This window comes from Tateyamaria sp., from assembly GCF_039945315.1.
GTDB lineage: Bacteria > Pseudomonadota > Alphaproteobacteria > Rhodobacterales > Rhodobacteraceae > Tateyamaria.
This window is the reverse complement of sequence record NZ_JBDUXB010000003.1, coordinates 102,571-125,701: the sequence shown is the minus strand read 5'-3', so window position 1 is coordinate 125,701 and position 23,131 is coordinate 102,571. Positions and strand designations below refer to the sequence as shown.

Sequence of the window (23,131 nt, the reverse complement as noted above, 5' to 3'; positions counted from 1 at the left end):
GAGATACTTTGATGTCCGACCAGCCCGAACGCCGTCTCGCCGCCATCGTTATGGCAGATATTGTGGGGTATTCCGGTCTGATTCAGCGCGACGAGGTTGGCACGCGGGCTTTGTTTCAAAAGCTGGAAAAGAACTTTTTCGGTCCCGTATCTCGCATGTACAAGGGGCGCATCATCAAAACGATGGGGGATGCGTTCCTTATGGAATTCTCCTCTGTCCTTAATGCTGTGACCTGTGCCGTCGAGTTGCAAAAACAGATGCACTTGCACGTGGGCGAGGCCGAAAGCATGGATTTGCGCCAGCTTGCGTTTCGCATTGCGGTGAACCTTGGTGACATCATTGTCGAAGGCGACGACATCCACGGTGAGGGTGTGAACATGGTCGCCCGCCTGCAAAGTGAGGCAGCCCCCGGGGGGGTATGTATTTCGGACGCGGTTTACCAGCAGGTGCGCGGCAAGACGGATGTACCATTTGCTGACGGGGGCCTTGTCACTCTCAAAGGCATGAGTGACCCACAGCAGGTGCATCAGTGGTCACAATCCGGCGCGGCCAAAAGCACGACCGCCATAGCCCTGCGCGAACCCATCGCGTTGGAAGCGGCGCGTCAGGCCTCGGTTGCGGTACTGCCTTTTGAAAACCTCAGTGCCGATCCTGAACAGGAGTTTTTCTCGGACGGGATCACTGAGGACATCATCACCGCGCTCAGCCGGTTCCGAGATCTGCACGTGAAGGCGCGCAATTCGTCTTTTGCACTAAAAGGCCAGCGGCTCGATGCGGGCGAAGCCGGCGAAGCGCTGGGCGTCAAGTATCTGGTTGAGGGGTCAGTGCGCAAAGCGGGCGGACGCGTGCGTATATCCGTGCAACTGATCGATGTGGGTGATGGCGGGCACATCTGGGCCGAGCGCTATGACCGCGACCTTGAAGACGTCTTTGCCGTGCAGGATGAGGTGACCAACGCGATCGCGGCCGTCTTGCCTAACCGTTTGCGCAGCGCTTTGTCGACGCGCATTCAGAGCAAGCCGACGACTGCCTTTTCGGCCTATGAGCTGTTCCTGCAGGGTCGCTGGATTTTTCTGACATCGGCCGGCGCTGATCCGCGCGCTGTCAGTGCGCTCGAGCGGGCGCTGGCGATTGATCCCAACTATGTGCAGGCGCACGCGGTTCTGGCCAATTTGTATGCCTATTCTCTCTTCAGCCTTGGGGTTTGGTACGGCGACCCCGAAGAACGTGCACGCCAGTATCTGGCCGAAGCGCTAAAGACGGGTTCCAGTGACCCGACGCTGTTGGCCTTTGTGGCCGAGGCCTATTACTGGCTTGGCGAAAGTGATCGGGCGCGCATGCACATTGAAACCGCTCTAAAGATCAATCCATATGATATGCAGTGCCGCGTGGTCTACGGATCGATCCTGAATGGCGCAGGCCAGTGCGAGGATGGATTGCGTGTGATGGAAGAGGCAACGAGTATGGACCCTCAAATCCTCGATTTCACCAAGGAGCCCATGGCGGAGTGTCTGTACATGTTGCGTCGATACGATGACTGCCTGGACATCCTGAAATCCTGGGCCGACCCGCCACCGCACACTTTTGCCCAGATCGCTGCGTGCCATGCCCACATGGGGCGGATGGACCAAGCGGCAGAGGCGGCGGACACCTTCCGTGCCGTGTGCGCGGAAAGTTCTGACTTTGCGCGATATGCCAAGTATCATGCCCGTATCTGTCAGAGGCTTGAAGACAAGGACAACTGGCTGTCGGGCTATCGGATGGCTGGATTGCTTGACTGACCCGGCGTGGCGTCTGTTCTCAAAAAAACATCGACGGACATCCAGTTGCCTGCTTCGCCCGTATCTTTTGAATATCAGATGTGGAGGATCCTCGATGGCTTTTTTGCGCACTTGCCTTGCCGTTTTTGCCCTGAACATGGCCGCGTTGCCGTCGCAGGCTGAATTGAGCAAATCCGAAGCCGCTTCCATTGAAATCACCAAAGGCCTGCGCCTTTTGTCTGCAGACGGCGCTGTGATTGGTGTTGCGGACGGCATTTCCGTGAACAACGACCGGGTGTATTTGTTTCTTTTGGCGCAAGGCGGTTCGATCTTTGCTGTGCGTGCGGGTGGAAAGGACATCGTCGTCCAAACCAAAACCAAGTTGTTGACGCTAAGGGATTCTGACCTGATTCTGGATGTGAGCGCGCAACAGATCCGAAACGTTGCCAACATGTCCTTTACTGACGACAGTTCGCCCATCGAAATTCTCTTATTTTAGACCTTTTGGTCCGGTTCGGAGGAAAACCGCGAAAACCATTCGAGAATTCTGCGCCAACGCAACAAGTGTCGCGCCAGAGAAAAAGGCCGCATCTCAATGCGACCTTTGAATAATTGCAGTCTTGCGGTCAGCTGGTCAGCCTTGCGCTTTACCTTTGCGGCGACGCAGAGCTGCCAAGCCGCCAAGTCCACCGAGAAGCATGAAGCCTGCAGCAGGGATCGGAACGGCGGAAATTTTGAGGTCATATAGTGCAACCGCACTTTGGGTTGGCTGCAGCGAACCATCAACCGTCAACGTGTACTCGAAGCCGCCAAGACCGGAAAAGATGAACCCGTCGCTAGGATTGTCGTGCCAGACATCTGTTGTGAAACTCTTGGTGACGCTCGATCCGGTGCGTGCTAGCGTAAATGCGACAGCCTTTTTCGTGCTTCCCGTTTCAGGGTTTCCGCCTTTTTCCACTTGTCCGACAAGTCCGGAGATGGTTTCAAACGTGGAAACGCCGTCTGATGAGATCAGATCAGTGGCCAGCTCATAGCCGTCCAGATCGAACTCAACCTTAAACGCGCTGGCAAAGGCGAAAGTGTAAGTGAACACATCCTGGGACGACACAATCCGACCGTGCAGCTGGATAACATCGTCGTTGGCGAAACTACCCAGTGGAATTCCGTCGGGTACCGGAGAGTCGTTCAGGTCCGTCGAACCAGCAACCAACTTGCGGTTTTGACCGTTGCCTTCGGTAAACGTATAGGTCGCGGCTGAAGCACCGGTCGCCATCACGGCCAATACGGAGGCAGTTGTTGCAAATTTTGCAATGCTTTTCATTGTCTGTTCCTCAACTCTTTACGCGCCGCAGCTAAGCGTCATCGATCAATTGTCATAGTAATGTATGATCGGTTGCTGTATTTTGATCCGCCGCGCAAGGTGAATCTGGCAAAACTGAGGCAGTTTCACGCCACGGTAGCGGCAGCGCTCGTTTTTCGTGAACAATGGCTCTCAAAACACCAAACTATCTCGGAAAATATGGCAGCCCCTCCTTTATTTTTTAGGCTGAGCGCGATGTCACGTTGGAGCGGACGACTCATCCGCAACCTAGAGAAAGAACGGGTGCTTGCCAGTTTGCCTGCCTGCCCATCAAAGCGCATAAAACCACGTGACAGATGCCGTCCCTTCCCAAGATTTGGCGGGCAGCCCGACGTTCTGATCTTCCCGGCAGCTCTGCTTTAGACCAGATTTCACTCGACTTGACCGCGACTGGCCCATCCCCACTTCCATGCCCTCATTTTGCGCCCCACGGCGCTTTGTCCCCAACTTATTGCGGTTATCCCCAAATAAAGGGTTGCCAGACGCCATGGGCGCGGTCACCATATATCGTAGAGGCACGGGGAATAGCCCCGGTTTCTAGAGCAGGCACCTAGCGCTTGGGGCGCTGCCAGCCCCCATCGCTACTAGCGAATAAGAGGTGGCACCATGGCCCTTTCCGAGCAGTTCCTGGACGATGACATTCATCCCATCGATATCGTCGAGCATATCGCCGAACATCATGAGTGGGATTTCGACCGTATTGCAGATGATCAGATCGCAATGGCCGTTGAGGGCCAGTGGCGAACATATTCTCTCACGCTGGCATGGTCGGGCTATGACGAAACACTGCGTATGGTGTGCACCTTCGAGATGGAGCCAACCGAAGAAAAACGCGCCGAGCTTTATGAGTTGCTCAATCTGATCAACGATCAGTGCTGGGCCGGGTCCTTCACTTATTGGGAAGAGCAAAAGCTGATGGTTTACCGGTATGGTTTGGTCCTTAGCGGTGGTCAGGTGGCATCTGCCGAGCAGATCGACACCATGATCGGCGCTGCGGTGATGAGCGCCGAGCGTTACTATCCCGCCCTGCAATTGCTGATCTGGGGTGACCGTACGCCCAAGGATGCCATTCAGGTCGCCATTGCAGAGGCCTATGGCCGCGCGTAACCTTTCCCCCTGAGATCACTTGGGGAACTGAATCCATGAAGAAGACACGGATCGCAGCCCAGGGCCTTGTGCTTCTGGGCTGTGGCAAGATGGGGTCGGCGATGCTGGCCGGATGGCTGGAACGCGGGTTGCCCGCAGACAAGGTCTGGGTGATCGAGCCGGTACCCTCGCTGTGGCTGCGCGGGACAGGTGTACATATCAACGCCCCGTTGCCCGAGGCCCCTGCCGTGGTACTTGTGGCCGTCAAACCGCAAATGATGGGGGATGCGCTGCCTGCCATTTCGGCGCTGGGAGGGGGAGAAACGGTGTTTGTCTCGGTGGCGGCAGGTACGTCCCTGGCTTCTTTTGAGGCGGCATTTGGAGCCGACACCCCAATCGTGCGCGCGATGCCCAACACGCCAGCCGCCATTGGGCGCGGCATTACGGCGATCTGTGCCAATGCCGCCGGACAGGGCGCGTTGGATGAGGCGGCAGAACTGTTGTCTGCGGTTGGTGATGTCGTCCGATTGGAGGGGGAGGCGCAGATGGACGCGGTCACGGGCGTCAGCGGCTCTGGCCCGGCCTATGTTTTTCATCTGATCGAAACGCTGGCGGCGGGCGGTTTGGCGCAGGGGTTGTCACCGGACCTTGCGATGCAACTGGCCAAGGCCACCGTCGCGGGGGCAGGGGCCTTGGCGATGCAATCGGATGATGATCCCACCCAATTACGCGTCAACGTGACAAGCCCAAATGGCACCACACAGGCCGCTTTGGAAGTTTTGATGGATGAAGCTGCGGGCTTTCCGTCCTTGCTACCCCGGGCTGTTGCGGCGGCCACCAAAAGATCCGAGGAGTTGTCGCGTGGCTGAGATCGAGTTTGAGGATTTCCTGAAGGTAGATGTCCGTGTGGGCCGCGTGGTACGGGCCGAACCATTTCCCGAGGCGCGTAAGCCGGCAATCAAGATGTGGGTCGATTTCGGTCCAGAATTGGGCGAGCGAAAAACATCGGCGCAGGTCACGGTGCACTATGAGCCCGAAACCTTGGTTGGTCGGCAGGTCATGGCGGTGGTGAATTTCCCACCGCGCCAGATCGGACCGTTTATGTCTGAGGTACTGGTGCTCGGCTTTCCCGATGAGGACGGCGCGATTGTGTTGGCCACGCCTGACAAGGACGTGCCGACAGGGGGGCGGCTCCATTGACCAAACTATGGATCACACGACCTTTGCCGGAAGACGTCGTTGCGGCGGCGCGCGCCTGTTGTGACGATGTCGTGGTACGCAGTGAGACCTTGCCGCTGACTGATGCAGAGCTGCGCGCGGCCCTGACGGATTTTGACATCGTTCTGCCCACTCTTGGGGATCAGTTTTCTGCGGCAGTGTTTGCCGATGTGCCAAAGCCACGCTGCAGACTGCTGGCCAACTTTGGGGTCGGATACAATCATATTGACGTCGCGGCGGCACAAAGCGCTGGTGTCGCCGTAAGCAACACTCCGGGAGCGGTTACCGATGCCACGGCAGATATCGCGCTGATGCTGATGCTGATGTCGGCGCGCCGGGCGGGCGAGGGTGAGCGGATGGTGCGCAGCGATGACTGGCCCGGATGGCACCCGACGCAAATGCTGGGCCTGCACATGAGCGGCAAGAAGGTTGGCATCGTTGGTATGGGCCGGATTGGGCAGGCCATCGCGCGGCGCTGTCATTTCGGCTTCGGGATGGACGTGTACTACTTCAACCGCTCGGACAAGGACCTCGATTTTCCAGCCACCCATGCGCCTGATCTGCACACGTTGGCGCAGAGCGTGGACTTTATCGTCGCGGCTGTGCCCGGTGGTGCTGAAACCCGTCACTTGATCGGCGCGGATGTATTGGCCGCGATGCAGCCTCACGCCCACCTCGTTAACATATCGCGCGGGGATGTGGTGGATGAAGCCGCGCTGATCGCAGCGCTTCAGAGCGGTCAGATCGGTGGTGCGGGCCTTGATGTGTACGAGCGCGAACCCGAGGTGCCAAAGGCGTTGCGTGCGCTCGATAACGTGACACTGTTGCCGCATCTGGGCACTGCGGCCCTTGAGGTGCGATTAGATATGGGATTGATGGCCGTGCGCAATGTGGCGGCGTTTTGTGAAGGTCAGGCTCTGCCTAATCCGGTGTAGTGTCTTGCAAATGGCGACGGGCGCAGGTGTTTTGCCTGTTCTTCACCCATCCCCCATCGCTTCGCGCCAGTGGCGGCGGCATAACGAGACATAGGTGTCATTACCCCCGATCTGCACCTGCGCGCCGCCAGCTTGCGCGCGCCCATCCGCATCGCGGCGAATGACCATGGTCGCCTTTTTTCCGCAATGACAGATTGTGCGCACTTCGCGCATCTCGTCGGCAAGCGCCAGCAGTGTGGCCGAACCGGGAAAGAGCTTGCCCAAAAAGTCGACACGCAGGCCATAGCACATCACTGGCAGGTCCAGATCATCAACAACGCGCGCCAGCTGCCAGACCTGATCCTCGGTCAAAAACTGGGCCTCGTCCACGAACACACAAGCAATTGGTCCGTTGGCCTGCTGTGCGGCGAGACGTTCAAAAAGATCATCTGTGGGCGTGAAAATGTCCGCTTCTGCACCGATGCCGATACGCGATGCGATTCGACCGGCCCCGGCACGGTCATCAAGGCGCGCGGTCAGCAGATAGGGCACCATGCCGCGTTCACGGTAGTTGTGCGCGGCCTGTAGCAGCACAGTCGACTTGCCTGCGTTCATGGTGGAGTAATGGAAGTAGAGCTTGGCCACAATGCGAAGCCTTTTCATGTGGTTAGAGGCGGTTTCATCTAGTCCATTGCGACACGTAAGGACAATACCTGATGGAATGTTGATTCATCGAAGTGCTGCCTTTACCCCTGCGGGTGACAGAGGCCAGCAAGACAAGCAATTGTTCCTGCTGAGATAATTCGCTCACACTGGTGGCCTTGCAGACAACCTAAAGGGGCATTGTGGAATTTGCACATCGCGCGAAGACCTGACGGAGTTATGTCGGTACAGGGACTATACAGTGTGGGGAAATGGTTGCGCGGGGCAATTCGTGACTACTGGGCGGTCACAGACCTGCCCCACGCAACCAAGTGCATATCCGTGAGTGGTTTGGCCCTTGCACTGCATATGAGGCAAGGAAGCCGCCTGCGCTTTCGAATGACAGCCAAAAGTTTGTGAATGTTGGCCAGTTCTGACGAGGCCCAGGAAAAGACTAGTCTCTGTAAGCACCTCTAAAGAGCGGCTCAGTAACGATCTGAAAATGGGTGGGTCCGAGCAATTGCGGCGCTTGTGGCAGCGCATGTCAAATTCTCGGACCACATTCGGTACTGTGTTACTTTTAGGGCAGGCGAGTGGATGCAGAAATCACACCGTTCATTTTGGGGATGTGCCTGCCCCGATACTTGTTAACTCCGACGGATCTGCCTGTCTTGCTACCGGATCGTTCCGGCCTGTCAGTCCCACGTGACAGAAGATCATGGCAGACCCCACCACGTTCCGGCGCTGGGGCCACCAGTTACTCATTACGTCCCGCAACTCTTAGGACCATTTACAAATGACATTTGCTTTTGAGTTGATTAATGGGAAAAGACCGGATCGTTTCCCCGCACGTGCGGGTTGTGGCGATAGGTCTGAGTGAACGAGGGACATTGTATGGCCGGATTTGGCAGCTATCTGAAAAAGCATACCGAGGCATTGGTGAAGGATGTCGGTATCGAGCCGGCATGCGGCATGACGGGCAAGTCCAAGGCCACTCTTGGGCGCTATTACTCAGACAATCCCGAACATGCAGATCGCTTCATGCCGATTGATGCGGTCGTCGCGCTTGAGAAAGACGCAAGCTTTCCCCATGTGACCTGCGCGCTGGCCGAATTGCAGGGTATTACCCTCAGCCATGATGACCGCCGTCCCAATGACGAACGACCCGGCGGCGTGAACAGCGATGTGATTGCGCTCAGCCAGCGGTTTGCCATGTTGATGAGTGAATATCAGCAATCCATTGAGGATGGTATCATCACCGTAAACGAGGCCAAGCGGTTGTTGAGAGAGACAACGCTGCTGCAACAGGTGCTGATCGACATGAAATTGCATCTGGAAGACGAAAGTGGCTGATCAGGCGCAGGCCGACGATCTACCCGCCTTGGTGGCGGCTGCCCTGCCTCAGATTGACACCGAGGCATTGCGCGCCAAAGGCGATCCGGGCCATCCGCCACGTATTCTGCTGCTTTACGGATCATTGCGCCCTGAAAGCTATTCGCGCCGTGCCGCCGAAGAGAGCGCGCGCATCTTGCGCCATCTGGACTGCGAGACCCGCATATTTGACCCCACCGGTCTGCCGCAGGTTGATGCCGATGATGGCACCCACCCAAAAGTCGTTGAACTGCGCGATCTGGCGGTCTGGGCCGAAGGCATGGTCTGGTCCAGTCCTGAACGCCATGGGGCCATGACTGGCCTGATCAAAAGCCAGATAGATTGGCTGCCCTTGTCGTTGAAGGGGGGCATTCGCCCGACCCAAGGAAAGACGCTGGCTGTGATGCAGGTTTCCGGCGGCTCGCAGAGTTTTAATGCGGTCAACCAGATGCGCATTCTGGGGCGTTGGATGCGGATGGTAACGATCCCAAACCAGTCGAGCCTTCCCAAGGCTTGGCTGGAATTCAAGAACGGCCGCCTTCCTGCGGGCCCGTTCTATGCGCGTGTGGTGGATGTGATGGAAGAGCTGGTCAAGTTCACGTGGATGGTGAGGGGCCGGTCGGACTATTTAGTAAATCGATATTCCGAACGGGTTGAAAGTGCTGAGGCAGTTCATCAACGGGTATCTAAAACTGACGGTTAGGTCCGGTGCGCGACTGTTTTTGCGTTTGCGCGCAAATAGGCGCCCGCCCAAGGGCCCAGGACACTGTGCTTTTTTGGGCGGTATTCTGATACCGCGTAGTACGCGGCATAGTAGCATCTTGCTTGTGGGGTAGGTCGCGGTGCAATCTGTGCGCGGTTAAGGGGGGTCGCAAACGTGGCCAGTGATACAAGCTATGCAGAGCTAGTCGCTTTGTTGCGCGACATTGATGGGTTTGGTGCTTTGGCGCCCGAAATCCTTGAGCAAATGGCCCGGACCGCAGACTATCGGGACATGAGCCGGGGCGAGGTTCTTATCAACGAAGGCGACGCCGCTGATACGTTGTTCATCGTGTTGCGCGGCCGCTTTACGGTTCTGCATAACGGGCAGGCCATTGCTGAGATATCAAAAGGTGAGCCGATTGGCGAACTGGCCTTTTTCGCCGGGGGCACCCGCACAGCCACAGTGGTCGCTGCACGCGACAGTGCGATTATGTGTCTGAGCCGCGCGGCCTACGACGATCTCGCCGCCGCCACACCTGCGCTGGCGAATGGCATTCTGGCGGCTGTGTCCCAGCGTCTGGCGCGCACCATTCCCGCTACACCGCATTTACGACCCGAGTCAGGCCATGTCTGCGCGATGTTTCCCGGTGGCGCGGATCCGGTCATCAACCCTACTTTTGTTGCCGGAATTCGCGCCGTTTTTGAAGCGGAGGCACACTGGCAAGTCATTGAGGCGCAGGATTGCGCTCCAGACCTGCTGGAAGACGCTCGCGCCTTGGCCGCATGGCTCGAAGAGCAAGAAGCGGCTTACGGTAATCTGCTGTTGATTTGCGCGGATCCGAAGACGAACCCAATTTGGCAACGGGTCACGGCCAACAATTCTGACACTATCATGATCATCGCGCCCAAAGAGGGTGCGTTTGGCCCAGAGGATGCGCCATCTGACTTGGAGCATGCGATCTATGGTGCGACGTTGCCGACGCACCTGCATTTTGTTTTGCACAGACCGAAAATAGGGGACAGTACGGCGCAAACGGCCAAATGGCTGGAGGGGCGACCCGTGCGTTTGCACCACCACTTAGCACTGGATTCTGAGCCGGATTTTGCCCGTATCGCGCGCTTTGTGCGCGGCGAAGCGATTGGGTTGGTGATGTGCGGAGGGGGGGCTTATGGCACCGCGCATCTGGGAGTGGTCAAGGCGCTGCATGACCACGGCTATACCTTTGATTTCGTTGGCGGTACCAGTGTTGGCGCGGCGATGGCCGGAGCGATTGCTTTGGGGTATGATCCAGACGAGACCATGGAGCAATGTGAGGAGATTTTCCTGCGCTCAAAAGCCATGGCGCGCCTGACCATACCGAGGTTTTCGCTGCTCGATCATTCTGTGCTTGATGACGCTTTTCGCAAACACTTTGGGATGGGTGATGTTGAGGATCTGCAGCTGAATTTCTTTGCTGTCTCCACCAGTCTCACCCACAACGATGTTTCGGTGATCCGAACGGGTCCTCTTTGGCAGGCCATCCGCGCCTCAAGCGCGATCCCTGGCATTTTCCCGCCTTTCCTGCGCAGCAACGGTGAGGTTCTGATTGATGGGGGATTGATCGACAATGTGCCGATTGGTGCCATGCGTTCGCTCAAGGCGGGATCGAACGTACTCCTCAACTTTGTACCTGGCAAACCGTGGATGGTGCGGGCGAAATACGAGGACTATCCCACAAGGATGAAAGCCCTGACCACCATGATGCGCAAGCCCGCAAGTGAAGCGGAACGCCACCCGACCGCTTTTGCGGTTCTGGCACGCGCAATGGTGGTCAATGCACGCAAACTTTTGCGTCTGACAGACGTGGGCGACGATGTCTTGCTGAACATCTCGGTGCTCAAGGGTATGAGGTTCATGGACTGGAAACGGGGGCGCGAGTTCTTTGATGTTTCCTACACTCAGGTGTCTGAGATGCTTTCGCAGATGCAGGTGCCAGATACCCACGAAGGTCGCCTTGAGCGATTGCGCGGGGTGGCTTCAGCCATGGATGCGATGGTCGAAGAGATGCCGAGTGATGAAGAGCCGCGTCAGCCGCGCCTCTCCACAATCACCGAACCAACGGAATAGCCCGCGCCAAACGAACAGATTATACCAAGATCACCGCTCTGCATGTCATCAGAATTCTGAGAGAACGCGATGATCGACCCGGCGGAAGACGTATTGGCATAGTCCTGAAGGATGTTGGGTTGTTCGCCCGGCATCGGATCGCGTCCCAGTACTTTTTTACCAATGAAATCGTTCATGGATTTGTTGGCTTGATGTAGCCAAAGGCGTTTGAGATCGCCCGCCGCCACCCCCTCATCGCCCATGTGTCCGGCGATGTGACTGCTGACCATGGGCAGCACTTCCTTGAACACTTTGCGCCCGTTTTGCATGAATTGCATGTCGCGCCGGTCCACCATTCCGGCCGGGCGCGAGCGGCGCAAATAGCCGTTGTTGTTGCGGATGTTGTTGGAAAATTCGGTCGCACAGCGCGTTGACCTGATTTCAAAGTAGGGGCCTGTTGCGTCTTCCGCCCGCTCGATCAGCGTGGCGGTGGCCACATCGCCAAAAATGAAATGGCAGTCCCGGTCGCGCCATTCGAGGTGTGCTGAGCAGATTTCCGGATTGACCACGAGTGCAGATTTGATGGAACCTGACCGCACCATGTCTGCTGCTGCCTGAATGCCAAACGTGGCGGAAGAGCATGCAACGTTCATGTCAAAGGCAAAGCCCTGCACGCCGAGTAGTTCCTGAATTTCAATGGCCACGGCGGGGTAGGCGCGTTCAACGTTGGACGCCGCACAGATCAGGGCTCCAACATCTGCTGCTGTCTTGCCAGCCGCTGCCAATGCCTTGTTTGCGGCATCGACCCCCATTTCTGCCATGATCGACGGTTCGTCGTCGCTGCGCTGGCGCAAGAGCGGATGCATGACGGCGGGATCCAGAATGCCGTCTTTGTCCATGACGTAACGGCGTTCGATGCCGGAGGCTTTGAGGATGAACTCTTCGGAAGAGTACGCTTTGGCTTCGATCTCTCCGGCTGCAATTGCATCCGCGTTTTCCGCGTTGAACCGGTCCGCGTAGGTGTTGAATGCGACCACCAGTTCTGCGTTGGAAATGGACAATTCAGGTGTAAAGACGCCGGTGCCGGTGATCGCGGGAGTGAAGGTCAAGGCGTGCCCCTTTGAGGGTGATCAGAAGTCGAGCAAACCTACAGGCGCGCTGTGGCACCTGCAAGGGTGGGCGCTGCGTCTAGATGCGGTAGCCGTTGCGTGCACAGGCCATCAACAGACGTTCAAGCAGAGGGGACACCCTTGGCGGGGTTTTGAAAAAGCCAGGAACCGATGTCCCGATATGGCGGGCTGCAAAGTGCAAGTCATCGACCTCGTCCTTGCTCATACCGGTCGCATAAACATGCCCGCTCACATTGCGTGCGCCCGCTGCGTCATGGTTTGGCGTCGCCATTTCACCGGGCACGCACAGAAACGTGCCGGGGCGGGCCTGTGCCAGTATACGGGCCTCTAGCGCGATCATATCCGGGTTCGATTGCATGGGGCGAAAGTAGTAGATCACATCATAATTGCCGTAGTCTTCAAACTCGAACGCATTGCCGTGAAACAGGGTGCAGCGGTCCGCACCCAGCCCCTCAAGCACTTGGGATCCGGTCGCAAACGTGTGGGCCTCGTATTCCAATCCATGACAAACATCGAAACAGGTGGTGGCCGCCAACACTTTGGTGCCCCCGCCGCTGCCCACATCCAGAAACCGCAAAGGGTGCGTTTTTCGTTGCGCCAGACACAACCGATAGGCAGCTCCTATCAGCGATGAAAACTGGCTCATTGGCAGCGGGATATCGCGGTACAGCCCATCTTTTTCAGCGCTGGCGCTTTGGGTGTGTTCGGACGGGTTTGCGATTTTGTGCAAGGCATGCATGAACAAAGCAGTCACATGATCCAGAACATCCTGCGGGCCATGGATCAACTCGGACACCTGCACGAGGTCGGTTTCAGGGCGCGCGTGTTGGTGTTCGATGATGAGGCTCACGCGGGCCCAGTCCAGCAATTGACGCCGGATGGCGCGGGCGTTGGATTTCAAGTCGCGTAATGCGCGTCGGCGGGCTACGGGCAGTTTGTCCTGATCCGAGGTGTCACGCAGAATGTCTTTGATCAGGGTCCGAAGTGTGCTGTGCGAGGCGCTGGTTTTGCGCCATGCGCGGCGCAAATCCTCGGGATCACGGATGTGTGGTGGCACATCAAGGCTGCGCGCAACTTGCCCAATGTCATCGGCCAGCCTGCGTTCCAACTCATACAACTGCGTGTCGCGTGTGTCCGGATGCTGCATGGGCACGCAGTGTGGCAAAGTTTTGTCGCCGGGCCAACTAAAATTGCACGACCCACTGGGGCACGGATTACAGCGACGCGGTAATCCCGCCGTCTACATAAAGTGTGTGCCCGTTCACAAAGGTTGAAGCTGCCGAAGACAGAAACACAGCTGCACCCACCAGTTCATCCACTTGACCCCAGCGCCCAGCGGGCGTGCGCTTTTCGAGCCATGCAGAGAACTCGGGATCGGCCACGAGGGCCGCGTTCAGCGGGGTATCAAAATACCCCGGCGCAATCGCGTTGCAGTTCAGGCCCAACCGGGCCCAGTCGGTGGCCATGCCCTTGGTAAGGTTAGCCACAGCCCCCTTGGTTGCGGTGTAGGGCGCGATGCCGGGGCGGGCCAGTGCAGTCTGAACCGACGCGATGTTGATGATCTTGCCCGCGCCGCGCTTGATCATGTGCCGCGCACAGGCCTGACCAACATGAAAGACTGATGCCACATTGGTCTGCAACAACCGCTCAAACGCATCTGCCGGGAAATCCTCCAGAGGGGTGCGGTGCTGCATGCCCGCATTGTTGATCAGGATGTCGATCGGGCCTGTGGTGTCCTCGAACCCATCCACGGCCGCCCGCACGCCTTCATGGTCAGTTGCATCAAACGCCACTGTATGGGTTGTGATGCCCTGTGCACTCAGGGCCGACGCGGCGGCGTCCAGCTTGGCTGTGTCCCGTCCGTTCAGCACAATTTCGGCCCCTGCCGCCCCCATGCCCGCAGCCAGCGCAAGGCCGATCCCCTGGGACGAACCTGTGATCAGAGCGCGCGTGCCAGCGAGCGAGAAAAGTGCAGTGGACATGGTGCGAAGGCCTTTGTTTTTTGAGCTGTTACCGGTAACATAGTTAGGGTAAGGAAAGGGGTCAACCAGTGCTTGTACCCTGCTTGCATACTGCGCATGCTGCGCGCAAGACAGATCAGGAGAACCCCGCCAATGAAAGCCATCGTTGTCCACGCCGCGAAAGACTTGCGGGTAGAAGAGCGCGAGGTGCCGCTGGTCGGCCCCGGGCAGGTACTGGTCAAAATGGCTGCGGGTGGGATTTGCGGTTCGGACCTGCACTATTACCAGCATGGCGGCTTCGGCGCCGTACGTCTGCGCGAACCGATGATCCTCGGACACGAGGTGTCCGGGCATGTCGAGACGTTGGGCGCGGGCGTTACTGGTCTCGTGCCTGGGCAACTGGTCGCAATCTCGCCGTCCCGTCCGTGTCATGCCTGCAGCTATTGCCACGAGGGCACGCCACAACACTGCCTTAACATGCGCTTTTATGGCTCTGCGATGCCGTTCCCCCACATTCAGGGCGCGTTCCGTCAGTACATCGTCGCTGACGCAGCACAATGCGTGCCCGCTGACGGGTTAAGCGCGGCAGAAGCGGCCGTGGGCGAACCTTTGGCAGTGTGCCTTCACGCTGCAAAACAGGCGGGCGATTTGATGGGCAAGCGGGTTTTGGTCACGGGCTGCGGACCTATCGGCCAACTCTGTGTTCTGGTGGCGCGCGCGGCGGGCGCAGTTGAGATTGTGGCGACCGATATTGCCCCTTTTACCCTGTCCATGGCCGAAAAAGTGGGGGCAACCCGCACGATCAACATGGCAGAAACGCCAGATGGGTTAGCAGAGTATCACGCGGACAAAGGCCATTTTGACGTTCACTTTGAATGCAGTGGGGCCGCGCCTGCGCTGGTTGCGGCCATTCCGGCTCTGCGCCCGCGCGCGGTACTCGTGCAACTGGGGTTGGGTGGTGATATGACCTTGCCAGTACAGGCCATGACGGCCAAAGAAATCAGTTTTCGCGGGTCTTTCCGTTTTCACGAGGAATTCGCAACAGCCATCGCCATGATGCAAGGAGGACAGATCGACGTGACCCCGCTTGTGACCCACAGCTTTGCCCTAGACGACGCGAACGCGGCCTTTGAGATGGCTGCCGATCGCAGTCAGGCGATCAAAGCGCAGATTGTGTTCTAAACGATGCGCAGTCTCTCAAACTCATATTGCGGCGCAGCGCTATCCGATCCAATCCTGACGGACGTGCCATACCCAAGCGTCGACGCTGAGGCCCCGCGCGCACTGCTGGCGCGCTGTCCACATGCCAATGTAACCCCACTGAGCACAGCCCCGGAACTGGCGGATGCCGCTGGGGTGGCCGAGGTGCTGATCAAAGACGAACGGTCCCGTATGGGTTTGGGCAGTTTCAAAGCACTTGGCGCGGCCTACGTCATCGCTTGCGATGCGGCGCAGGGCCAGGCGCGAGGCAACACTTATGTCACAGCCAGCGCCGGCAACCACGGATTGTCAGTCGCCGCGGGGGCCGCAGCCTTTGGGGCGCAGTCGATTATCTATCTGGCCGACACTGTACCCGAGAGCTTTGCGGACAGGTTGCGCAGCGTAGGCGCTGAGGTCGTGCGCGCCGGGGCTGACTACGAGGCCAGCATGGACGCCGCAATGCAAGCCGCGGCAGACAGAGGCGCTGTGCTCTTGTCGGACAGTTCTTGGCCCGGATACACCGTGCGCCCGCACCGTTTGATGGAGGGCTACCTTGCCTTGATGGCCGAAATTTTCGAGCAGATCGACGCCCCTCCGACCCATCTTTTTTTGCAAGCCGGTGTTGGCGGCCTTGCCGGGGCCTGCGCAGCTATCGCGCGGGTGCACTGGGGCGACGCGACCCGGATCATCGTGGTCGAGCCCGAGGCCGCACCTTGCCTTATTGAGTCCATCAAGGCTGGAAAGCTGGTCGAAACGACTGGCCATGTGTCCGCAATGGGGCGGCTTGATTGCAAGGTGGCTTCGCTGATCGCCCTCAAAGGGCTCGCGCGGGACGCCGATGATTTCATGGCCATCTCTGAGGCGGAAGGGGACGCGGGCGCAGCGTTCGCTGCTCGCTTTGGCTTTGAAAGCACGCCGTCGGGTGCCGCCGGGATCGCAGGAGTGCTGGCCGCAAACGGCACATTGGGGCTGGACGCAGATGCACGCGTTTTGGTGATCCTGTCCGAACAGAGTGATGCATGATCGGCTTTGAGACGCCCGAGTTTCAGGCTCGCGTCGCGCGTGCCCAAAATCATATGGAGGCCGCAAACCTCGACGCACTGTTGCTGACCACAGAACCGGAGGTGCGCTACTTTACCGGCTACCTCACACGGTTCTGGGAAAGCCCGACGCGACCTTGGTTTGTGATACTGCCAGCCACAGGCGCGCCCATTGCGGTGATCCCGTCGATCGGTGCGCCGTTGATGGGCCAGACCTGGGTGCAGGACATCCGCACGTGGCGCAGCCCGGATTACAGCGATGACGGGATTGGATTGCTGATCGACGCCTTGGGTGACGTTGTGCCCAAGGGCGGGCGCATTGGCATACCGTCAGGTCCAGAGACGCACCTGCGTTTGCCACAGGACAGCTGGGTGGACCTACGCCAGCGCATGGATGCATGCAGTTTCACAGATGACGCAGGAATCCTGCGCCGCCTCCGGCTCGTCAAATCCCAAGCAGAGGTGCAAAAAATCACCGCCGCATGTGGCATCGCAGACCGCGCCTTTGCCCGTGTTCCCGAGATTGCGCGCGCCGGTGTTCCGCTTGCCCAGGTTTTTCGCGCCTTTCAGATGCTATGCCTTGAGGAAGGGGCCGACTGGGTGTCCTACCTTGCCGGTGCGGCCGGGCCGGGCGGGTACGGCGACATCATTGCACCCGCAACCAACGCCCCATTGGACAAGGGTGATGTGCTGATGTTGGACACAGGCGTCGTGCGCGACGGCTATTTCAGTGATTTTGACCGCAACTGGTCCGTAGGGCAGCCCAGTGGCGCGACCCAAGACGCCTATGCCCGACTGCTAGAGGCCAGCGACGCGGGATTTGCCATCGCGCGCCCCGGGGCGACGGCTGCGGAGCTGTTTCACGCCATGGACAAGGTGCTCACCGGTGGGTCAGGTGGGTCTGACGCCGGGCGTTATGGGCACGGGCTGGGAATGCAATTGACGGAATGGCCTTCGCTGATCCCGGACGATCACACCGTGCTTGAACCGGGCATGGTGCTGACGCTAGAGCCGGGGCTGATGACCGCAACGGGCAAGACACTGGTGCACGAGGAAAACATCGTGATCACAGAAAACGGCGCCCGCTATCTGTCGACACCCGCCCCTCGCGACATCCCGGTGATCTGAGCATGACAGCACCTTACACAAAACGACCCGAAACGCGGAACAAACTGGGTCTGATCACACTCCAATCGGACCGGACGATCGAAGATGATTTCCGCCGCCTGATGCCCGCCGATATCAGCCTGCTGGTCTCTCGCGTCCCTTCGGCCACTGACGTCTCTCCTGAAACACTTGCACAGATGGAAAACGCACTCAGCGGAGCCGCCGCCCTTTTCCCACGCGGACACAGCTTTGACGTGGTGGGCTATGGCTGCACTTCGGGAACCGCACAGATTGGGGCTGAAGTTATAGCCGAGCGGGTCCGCGCGGGTACCCCGGCACACCACGTGACGGAACCAGTGTCCGCCCTGATCGCAGCCTGCGAACACCTTGGTCTCGACCGCATCGCCATCGTCTCACCCTATGTGGCCTCCGTGTCCGACCGATTGCGGGACGTGTTGCGCAGCGCCCAGATCGAAACACCCCATTTCATCAGCTTTGACGAGGCCAACGAAGAGGCGGTCACGCAGATCGACGATGCTTCAATCATCGCGGCCACCCAAAAGGTCATGGATGGCGCGGATGTGCAGGCGGTGTTCCTGTCCTGCACGAACCTGCGCACGCTGGATGTTATTGGGTCGTTGCAGCGCGATCTTGGCGTGCCGGTGCTGTCCAGCAATCTGGTCTTGGCATGGCATATGCTGCATCTGGCCGGTGCGGATGTGACCAATCCGCGTGATCTTTTGTGAAATCTCGAAATTCTCGTGGTGGCCTTGCGCCGCGGGCCGTCGCAGTGTTTCTTCGGGTGCGGGCTAAACAGACGGACAAAACAGTATGAAACTAGGGTGCATCGGTGACGATTTCACCGGATCAAGCGATCTGGCCAACACATTGGCCAAAGGCGGTATGCGCGCAACGCAATATACCGGCGTGCCGAACGGTCCTGCGGACCCAAGCGTTGAGGCGGGCGTGGTTGCTCTCAAATCCCGGTCGATCCCGGTGGCGGATGCGGTGGCGATGTCGCTTGAGGCCTTGGAATGGCTCAAGGCGCAAGGCTGCACGCAGTTCTTTTTCAAGTATTGCTCGACCTTTGATTCCACGCCCGAAGGCAATATCGGCCCGGTTGCGGATGCTCTGGCCGACGCGCTTGAAGCGCATCAAGTCATTGTTTGTCCGGCCTTTCCGGGCACCGGACGTTCCGTTTTTCAGGGCCATCTGTTCGTCAATGACACCCTGCTGAGTGAAAGTGGGATGCAAAACCATCCGCTTACACCGATGACGGATTCGGACCTGCGCCGCTGGCTGACACCTCAAACCCAGCACAGCGTGGGCCATGTTGGTCCGGGGCCGGTCTTTGGTGGGCAAGGCGCGATTGCAGCGGCGTTGGCTGATCAACACGCGGCAGGGCACCGCCTGATTGTTGTTGATGCGATCCGCGATGAAGATTTGCGCGCCATCGGTGCAGCGGCGCGTGACCTGCCGCTGATCACCGGGGGGTCTGGTGTGGCCCTTGGCCTGCCTGCGAACTTTGGCTGCACGCCCGGCGCTGTGCCATGGGACGGGCAGGCGGGGCGCGCGGTGGCGCTGTCGGGGTCCTGTTCCGCCGCGACACGGGCCCAAGTCGTCCATCACGCCGCCCGCCATCCTGCGCGCGAAATTGTGGCGCGCGACGTGATTGAGGGAGCGGTAACCCCGGACGCTCTGGCCGATTGGCTCATGGCCCAAGATGGCATTCCCTTGGCCTACAGTTCGGCCGATCCCGATCAGGTGCGCGCCGTCCAAAATACATACGGGCGTGAACGGTCCGCCACTGCACTCGAAGCGTTCTTTGCAGATGTCGCCCGCGCCGTGCGGGCCAAAGGGGCCACGCGGATCATCACGGCAGGCGGCGAAACCTCCGGCGCGATTGTCGAAGGGCTGAACCTCGATACCCTCGACATCGGCCCCGAAATCGACCCCGGCGTGCCCGCCTTGCGCGCGGCGCCAGATTTGGTCGTGGCGTTAAAATCGGGGAATTTCGGCGCGCCAGATTTCTTTGAAAAGGCCAACGCTGTGCTGGCCGGGTCATGAGTGTCGACAGCGCCCTGCGCGAACAGATTTGCACGCTGGCCAAGTCCCTCTTTGATCGCGGGCTGACCCACGGCAGCACGGGCAACATCTCGGCACGCACCTCTGACGGAGGCCTGCTCGTCTCTCCCACAGGCACCAGCTTTGGGCGGCTTGATCCGGCCGGGCTTAGCCTGTTCGATGCGAAGGGCACTCATATAAGTGGTGATCAACCGACCAAGGAAATGCCTTTACACACCGCGTTTTATGATACGCGGAGTGCGGCGGGCGCGGTGGTACATCTGCATGCGTGCCACTCGGTCGCGCTGTCGATGTTGCCGGGTGCGGATGCCGACAACTTTCTTCCGCCGCTCACCCCTTATGGGATCATGAAGCTGGGGAAAGTGACCTTGCTACCCTTCTTTCTGCCCGGTGATCCGGCGATGGGGGCCGCAGTGCGCGGGCTGGCGGGCAAACGCACTGCTGTGATGCTGGCCAACCACGGGCCTGTCGTTGCCGGAAAAGACGTTGAGGCTGCGTGCAATGCCATTGAAGAACTGGAAGACACCGCCCGCCTGGCGCTTATGACGCGTGGGCTGTCGCCCCACGGGCTGAGTGACGCGCAAGTGCGGGATGTTGTTACCAAGTTCGATGTCGAATGGGACGACTAGCTCAAGGCTCTGCCGAGCCCCCTTACAACCCATGAAACTGATGCTTCTCCAATAGATCCACCAACATTTTACAGGCTGCACGGCGGTGGGCGTGGTGAATGTCATGCGCGCGGGCCGCGTCCTGTGCCGCAATCGCCTGATAGACCGTATGGTGGTCAGTGTTGGACTTTGACGGTTTGGGGCGCATGAATAGCGTGGTGGCGCGGGCGCGGCGCACCTGATCGCGCATCACGGCGACGATCATCGCCAGTCGGGCATTGCCCCCAAGGCGGACTAATTCGCGGTGAAACCGGTCATCGGCCTGCGCCCATGCCCGCAAGTCATCGGCCTCAAGGGCGGCGTCCATGTCTGCAATGGATTTATCAAGGGTGGCTAGATCTGACGTTGAATAGCCCGCGTCTGCGGCCCGCGCCGCGGCGAGGCTCTCAAGCTCCGTCAGAATGTCGTAGATGTCGCGCATGTCCTGTGCAGATACCGGTCGCACACGGATGCCGCGCCGCGGGCGCACGTCCACTAACCCCTGTGCCTGCAACATCAGTGCCGCTTCACGCACCGGCGTGCGGGACATGCCCAAGTGAGCAGCCAGTTCGGTTTCCAGATGGTCTGACCCGGGGGCAAGCTGGCCGGAAAAGATCATCTCGCGCAGCGCACTCAGCGCCCGGTCCACATTCGACATAGCTCCCATCAGGTGGTCCCCTGAACGGCGCGCTTTTGACCCGCTTCGGCAGAGGCATAAATCGCGTCTTTGATGGCCAGCACAGTCAGGTAATCGCCTGCTTCATTTTCCAGTGGCGCGCCATTCATGGCGGCGATCACATGGGCTTGCAACGCGTGCACGCAATCGCCACCAAATCCAACTGGGGTCTTCGGCTCGATCAGCAAGATATCCGGGTCGGGTTTTCCAAACGGACGCCGGGTGACCATCCCGTCGCCATACAGGGTCAGCGTCCCCTCGGTCCCTTCGATCCACGCCTCACCCATGGTGCAGCGCAGGTTGTTGGCCACGTGGTCCAGATGCCGGTTCCCGTCAAACAACGCCCGCACACCTGAGGCATGATCGAAGATCACAAACCCTGCATCCTCGCCCGCAATCGCCGGATTCAGGGTGCGCAAATCGGCATAGACATGGGTGACGGGCCCAAACAGATAGCGGAACGTGTCCACCCAGTGCACGCCAGTCTCATGGATGAGAAAGCGGGGCATGGTCTGGAAATAGGGCTGGCGATCAAGGTAGGCGTCAGGCCCTTGTCCATCGCCGGGGCGCAGGCGAAAGGTGGCGTTTTGAACCTCGCCTATTGTGCCTGCCTCCAACGCGGCCTTCATCGTGCGATACCACGGCTGAAAGCGAAAATTCTCGTGCACAACCAGATGCGCACCGGCAGCGCGGGCCTCGCCCGTGATCACGCGGGCCTCGTCCAGATTAAGGCAGAAGGGTTTTTGACAGATGATCCACTTGATGCCAGCCGCAAGGGCGGCGCGGATCATTTCGGCATGTGCCGGGGGCGGCAAGATGATGTCGAGCAGGTCGGGAGCTGTCCCGGTCAACATCTGGTCCAGATCATCAAAGGCAGGCGCGCCGGTGGCTTTCGCGCGGGCAAGGTCCAGATCGCATGCGCCCACAACTGTGGCCCCATCAATCCGGGCCCACGCGTCATAGTGAAACTGACTGAAATAGCCCGCCCCGACACAAGCCACCCGAACAGTCATGCCAGCGCCTCCTTCACAGCGGCAGCGACGTCAGCCGTGCCCGCAGTTCCACCCAGATCGCGGGTCAAAACGCGCGCCTCGGCGACAACCTTGTCCACCGCATCCCGCAACCGCGCCCCATCGGCTGTCATCGCGGGGACGCCGTGGCGCCCGCCCAGCCATTCCAACATCATCGCCGCCGACAGGATCATCGCCATGGGGTTGGCCACCCCTTGGCCTGCAATGTCGGGGGCTGACCCATGGCAGGGCTGAAACACCGCATGATCCGCGCCTATATCTGCCGATGGCGCAAGGCCAAGGCCCCCCATCAATCCGGCCCCAAGGTCCGACAGAATGTCGCCAAACATGTTCTCGGTCACCATCACATCAAAGGACCACGGGCGTTCAACCATCCACAGGGCGGTGGCGTCCACATAGGCGTGATCGGCCTCCAAACCGGGGTGCTTGGCGGCCTCTGCATCAAACATCTCGCGGAAAAACGCAAAGGCGCGGAACACGTTGGCCTTGTCCACGCAAGTAACCTTGCCCGGCCCACGGCCCGCTGCCTTGCGCGACGCGGCCAGATCAAAGGCGAACTTAAAAAGTGGCTCGCAAATGGCACGAGTGATGCGCAACGTCTCGCGGGCTTCGTCGCGTTCCACCTCTCCGCGCCCTTGGGTGTAAAACAAACCTTCGGTGCTTTCGCGGATCAGGACGAAATCGACAGGCTTGTCGGTGGCCAGCGGGGTGGGCTGACCGGGGCGGATGGTGATGGGGCGCACACCTGCAAACAGGGTCAGGGCCTTGCGCAAATCAATCTGTGGGGAAATTTCAGTTCCATCCGGGTATCGCACATCCGGCAACCCCATCGCCGACAGCAAAATGGCATCCGCCGACCGCGCCGCCTCCATCGAGGCGACAGGAAAGCTTTCGCCTGTGTCCCGGTAGTGGGCCGCCCCCGCAGGAGCATCGGCGAAATTCAAACCATACCCACCCGCAGTGGCCAATCCAGACAGCAGCTCCACCGTCGGCGCCATGATCTCGGGCCCGATCCCATCGCCCTGAAATACTGCAATTTGAAACGTTGATTTCATGGGGGTCGGCCTTTCATTGTGCTTAGACTGACAACTGAGTCGTCAGAGGATTGCAATAAC

The 23,131-nt window shown here is 59.2% G+C and carries 23 protein-coding genes; 15 read left to right on the top strand and 8 right to left on the bottom strand.

Features of this window, described 5'->3' with window-relative positions:
- Window positions 1-11: 11 nt before the first annotated feature.
- Entirely contained in the window at window positions 12-1,781 is a 1,770-nt protein-coding gene (locus ABJD00_RS01135; RefSeq protein WP_413830272.1) for an adenylate/guanylate cyclase domain-containing protein, read from the top strand.
- Window positions 1,782-1,875: 94 nt separating this feature from the next.
- On the top strand, window positions 1,876-2,259 hold the full coding sequence (locus ABJD00_RS01130; protein ID WP_413830270.1) for a hypothetical protein: 384 nt from the start codon (window positions 1,876-1,878) through the stop codon (window positions 2,257-2,259).
- Between the two features lie 135 nt (window positions 2,260-2,394).
- Here the strand turns inward: ABJD00_RS01130 and ABJD00_RS01125 are convergent, their stop codons facing one another.
- A complete protein-coding gene (locus ABJD00_RS01125; protein WP_413830268.1) occupies window positions 2,395-3,081 on the bottom strand; it encodes a VPLPA-CTERM sorting domain-containing protein in 687 nt (228 codons plus the stop codon).
- Window positions 3,082-3,726: 645 nt separating this feature from the next.
- On the opposite strand from ABJD00_RS01125, the gene ABJD00_RS01120 reads away from it, so the two are divergent.
- Genes ABJD00_RS01120 through ABJD00_RS01105 form a run of 4 tightly spaced genes read left to right on the top strand, consistent with a single transcriptional unit; the run spans window position 3,727 to window position 6,359 of the window.
- Entirely contained in the window at window positions 3,727-4,227 is a 501-nt protein-coding gene (locus tag ABJD00_RS01120) for a YbjN domain-containing protein (RefSeq protein ID WP_413830266.1), read from the top strand.
- Between the two features lie 35 nt (window positions 4,228-4,262).
- Window positions 4,263-5,075, top strand: a complete 813-nt coding sequence (gene proC, locus ABJD00_RS01115) for a pyrroline-5-carboxylate reductase (RefSeq protein ID WP_413830264.1) — start codon at window positions 4,263-4,265, stop codon at window positions 5,073-5,075.
- Window positions 5,068-5,406 carry a tRNA-binding protein gene (locus ABJD00_RS01110; protein WP_413830262.1) on the top strand — a complete coding sequence of 113 codons (339 nt, stop codon included), beginning with the start codon at window positions 5,068-5,070 and terminating at the stop codon, window positions 5,404-5,406. The genes proC and ABJD00_RS01110 overlap by 8 nt, the downstream gene beginning before the upstream one ends.
- Window positions 5,403-6,359: a 2-hydroxyacid dehydrogenase gene (locus ABJD00_RS01105; RefSeq protein WP_413830260.1), complete on the top strand. Its 957-nt coding sequence runs from the start codon at window positions 5,403-5,405 to the stop codon at window positions 6,357-6,359. Before ABJD00_RS01110 ends, ABJD00_RS01105 begins: the two co-directional genes overlap by 4 nt.
- 42 nt (window positions 6,360-6,401) lie before the next feature.
- On the opposite strand, the gene ABJD00_RS01100 is transcribed toward ABJD00_RS01105, so the two are convergent.
- Window positions 6,402-6,983, bottom strand: a complete 582-nt coding sequence (locus ABJD00_RS01100; protein ID WP_413830258.1) for a thymidine kinase — start codon at window positions 6,981-6,983, stop codon at window positions 6,402-6,404.
- A gap of 891 nt (window positions 6,984-7,874) precedes the next feature.
- Here ABJD00_RS01100 and ABJD00_RS01095 point away from each other — a divergent pair.
- The 3 genes from ABJD00_RS01095 to ABJD00_RS01085 all read left to right on the top strand — a co-directional run bounded on the left by ABJD00_RS01095 (window position 7,875) and on the right by ABJD00_RS01085 (window position 11,160).
- Entirely contained in the window at window positions 7,875-8,333 is a 459-nt protein-coding gene (locus tag ABJD00_RS01095; RefSeq protein WP_413830256.1) for a hypothetical protein, read from the top strand.
- Window positions 8,326-9,054, top strand: coding sequence for an arsenical resistance protein ArsH (gene arsH, locus ABJD00_RS01090; protein WP_413830254.1), 729 nt, complete (start codon window positions 8,326-8,328; stop codon window positions 9,052-9,054). Before ABJD00_RS01095 ends, arsH begins: the two co-directional genes overlap by 8 nt.
- Before the next feature lie 174 nt (window positions 9,055-9,228).
- Window positions 9,229-11,160 (top strand): patatin-like phospholipase family protein, encoded by a 1,932-nt coding sequence (locus ABJD00_RS01085; RefSeq protein WP_413830252.1) that lies wholly within the window; start codon window positions 9,229-9,231, stop codon window positions 11,158-11,160.
- Here the strand turns inward: ABJD00_RS01085 and ABJD00_RS01080 are convergent.
- From ABJD00_RS01080 to ABJD00_RS01070, 3 genes are all read right to left on the bottom strand, one after another.
- Window positions 11,121-12,248, bottom strand: coding sequence for a beta-ketoacyl-ACP synthase III (locus ABJD00_RS01080; protein ID WP_413830250.1), 1,128 nt, complete (start codon window positions 12,246-12,248; stop codon window positions 11,121-11,123). The two genes, ABJD00_RS01085 and ABJD00_RS01080, sit on opposite strands and share 40 nt — an antisense overlap.
- A 79-nt stretch (window positions 12,249-12,327) precedes the next feature.
- Window positions 12,328-13,416: a class I SAM-dependent methyltransferase gene (locus ABJD00_RS01075; protein ID WP_413830248.1), complete on the bottom strand. Its 1,089-nt coding sequence runs from the start codon at window positions 13,414-13,416 to the stop codon at window positions 12,328-12,330.
- A gap of 67 nt (window positions 13,417-13,483) precedes the next feature.
- Window positions 13,484-14,251 carry an SDR family oxidoreductase gene (locus tag ABJD00_RS01070; RefSeq protein WP_413830246.1) on the bottom strand — a complete coding sequence of 256 codons (768 nt, stop codon included), beginning with the start codon at window positions 14,249-14,251 and terminating at the stop codon, window positions 13,484-13,486.
- Window positions 14,252-14,383: 132 nt separating this feature from the next.
- Here ABJD00_RS01070 and ABJD00_RS01065 point away from each other — a divergent pair, with 132 nt between their 5' ends.
- From ABJD00_RS01065 to ABJD00_RS01040, 6 genes are all read left to right on the top strand, one after another.
- On the top strand, window positions 14,384-15,412 hold the full coding sequence (locus ABJD00_RS01065) for an L-idonate 5-dehydrogenase (protein ID WP_413830244.1): 1,029 nt from the start codon (window positions 14,384-14,386) through the stop codon (window positions 15,410-15,412).
- A 3-nt stretch (window positions 15,413-15,415) separates the two neighbouring features.
- Entirely contained in the window at window positions 15,416-16,453 is a 1,038-nt protein-coding gene (locus ABJD00_RS01060) for a pyridoxal-phosphate dependent enzyme (RefSeq protein WP_413830242.1), read from the top strand.
- The gene (locus tag ABJD00_RS01055; protein ID WP_413830240.1) at window positions 16,450-17,598 is read left to right on the top strand and encodes a M24 family metallopeptidase; all 1,149 of its coding nucleotides are present in this window, start codon (window positions 16,450-16,452) and stop codon (window positions 17,596-17,598) included. Before ABJD00_RS01060 ends, ABJD00_RS01055 begins: the two co-directional genes overlap by 4 nt.
- Before the next feature lie 2 nt (window positions 17,599-17,600).
- Window positions 17,601-18,323, top strand: a complete 723-nt coding sequence (locus ABJD00_RS01050) for an aspartate/glutamate racemase family protein (RefSeq protein WP_413830238.1) — start codon at window positions 17,601-17,603, stop codon at window positions 18,321-18,323.
- Between the two features lie 85 nt (window positions 18,324-18,408).
- A complete protein-coding gene (otnK, locus tag ABJD00_RS01045; protein ID WP_413830236.1) occupies window positions 18,409-19,644 on the top strand; it encodes a 3-oxo-tetronate kinase in 1,236 nt (411 codons plus the stop codon).
- A complete protein-coding gene (locus tag ABJD00_RS01040) occupies window positions 19,641-20,291 on the top strand; it encodes an aldolase (RefSeq protein ID WP_413830234.1) in 651 nt (216 codons plus the stop codon). The genes otnK and ABJD00_RS01040 overlap by 4 nt, the downstream gene beginning before the upstream one ends.
- A gap of 22 nt (window positions 20,292-20,313) precedes the next feature.
- Here the strand turns inward: ABJD00_RS01040 and ABJD00_RS01035 are convergent, their stop codons facing one another.
- From ABJD00_RS01035 to ABJD00_RS01025, 3 genes are read right to left on the bottom strand one after another with little or no spacing between them, the layout of a single operon-like run.
- Entirely contained in the window at window positions 20,314-20,976 is a 663-nt protein-coding gene (locus ABJD00_RS01035; protein ID WP_413830232.1) for a GntR family transcriptional regulator, read from the bottom strand.
- A complete protein-coding gene (locus ABJD00_RS01030; RefSeq protein ID WP_413830230.1) occupies window positions 20,976-21,998 on the bottom strand; it encodes a Gfo/Idh/MocA family protein in 1,023 nt (340 codons plus the stop codon). The genes ABJD00_RS01035 and ABJD00_RS01030 overlap by 1 nt, the downstream gene beginning before the upstream one ends.
- Window positions 21,995-23,071 (bottom strand): isocitrate/isopropylmalate dehydrogenase family protein, encoded by a 1,077-nt coding sequence (locus tag ABJD00_RS01025; protein ID WP_413830228.1) that lies wholly within the window; start codon window positions 23,069-23,071, stop codon window positions 21,995-21,997. Before ABJD00_RS01025 ends, ABJD00_RS01030 begins: the two co-directional genes overlap by 4 nt.
- Window positions 23,072-23,131: the final 60 nt, after the last annotated feature.

Excerpts from the sequence above, each read along its gene's own strand:
- ABJD00_RS01135 (WP_413830272.1), top strand. The coding sequence starts at position 12 with ATGTCCGACCAGCCCGAACGCCGTCTCGCCGCCATCGTTATGGCAGAT.
- ABJD00_RS01130 (WP_413830270.1), top strand. The coding sequence starts at position 1,876 with ATGGCTTTTTTGCGCACTTGCCTTGCCGTTTTTGCCCTGAACATGGCC.
- ABJD00_RS01125 (WP_413830268.1), bottom strand. The coding sequence starts at position 3,081 with ATGAAAAGCATTGCAAAATTTGCAACAACTGCCTCCGTATTGGCCGTG.
- ABJD00_RS01120 (WP_413830266.1), top strand. The coding sequence starts at position 3,727 with ATGGCCCTTTCCGAGCAGTTCCTGGACGATGACATTCATCCCATCGAT.
- proC (WP_413830264.1), top strand. The coding sequence starts at position 4,263 with ATGAAGAAGACACGGATCGCAGCCCAGGGCCTTGTGCTTCTGGGCTGT.
- ABJD00_RS01095 (WP_413830256.1), top strand. The coding sequence starts at position 7,875 with ATGGCCGGATTTGGCAGCTATCTGAAAAAGCATACCGAGGCATTGGTG.
- ABJD00_RS01075 (WP_413830248.1), bottom strand. The coding sequence starts at position 13,416 with ATGCAGCATCCGGACACACGCGACACGCAGTTGTATGAGTTGGAACGC.
- ABJD00_RS01070 (WP_413830246.1), bottom strand. The coding sequence starts at position 14,251 with ATGTCCACTGCACTTTTCTCGCTCGCTGGCACGCGCGCTCTGATCACA.
- ABJD00_RS01065 (WP_413830244.1), top strand. The coding sequence starts at position 14,384 with ATGAAAGCCATCGTTGTCCACGCCGCGAAAGACTTGCGGGTAGAAGAG.
- ABJD00_RS01060 (WP_413830242.1), top strand. The coding sequence starts at position 15,416 with ATGCGCAGTCTCTCAAACTCATATTGCGGCGCAGCGCTATCCGATCCA.
- ABJD00_RS01055 (WP_413830240.1), top strand. The coding sequence starts at position 16,450 with ATGATCGGCTTTGAGACGCCCGAGTTTCAGGCTCGCGTCGCGCGTGCC.
- ABJD00_RS01050 (WP_413830238.1), top strand. The coding sequence starts at position 17,601 with ATGACAGCACCTTACACAAAACGACCCGAAACGCGGAACAAACTGGGT.
- otnK (WP_413830236.1), top strand. The coding sequence starts at position 18,409 with ATGAAACTAGGGTGCATCGGTGACGATTTCACCGGATCAAGCGATCTG.
- ABJD00_RS01040 (WP_413830234.1), top strand. The coding sequence starts at position 19,641 with ATGAGTGTCGACAGCGCCCTGCGCGAACAGATTTGCACGCTGGCCAAG.
- ABJD00_RS01035 (WP_413830232.1), bottom strand. The coding sequence starts at position 20,976 with ATGGGAGCTATGTCGAATGTGGACCGGGCGCTGAGTGCGCTGCGCGAG.
- ABJD00_RS01030 (WP_413830230.1), bottom strand. The coding sequence starts at position 21,998 with ATGACTGTTCGGGTGGCTTGTGTCGGGGCGGGCTATTTCAGTCAGTTT.
- ABJD00_RS01025 (WP_413830228.1), bottom strand. The coding sequence starts at position 23,071 with ATGAAATCAACGTTTCAAATTGCAGTATTTCAGGGCGATGGGATCGGG.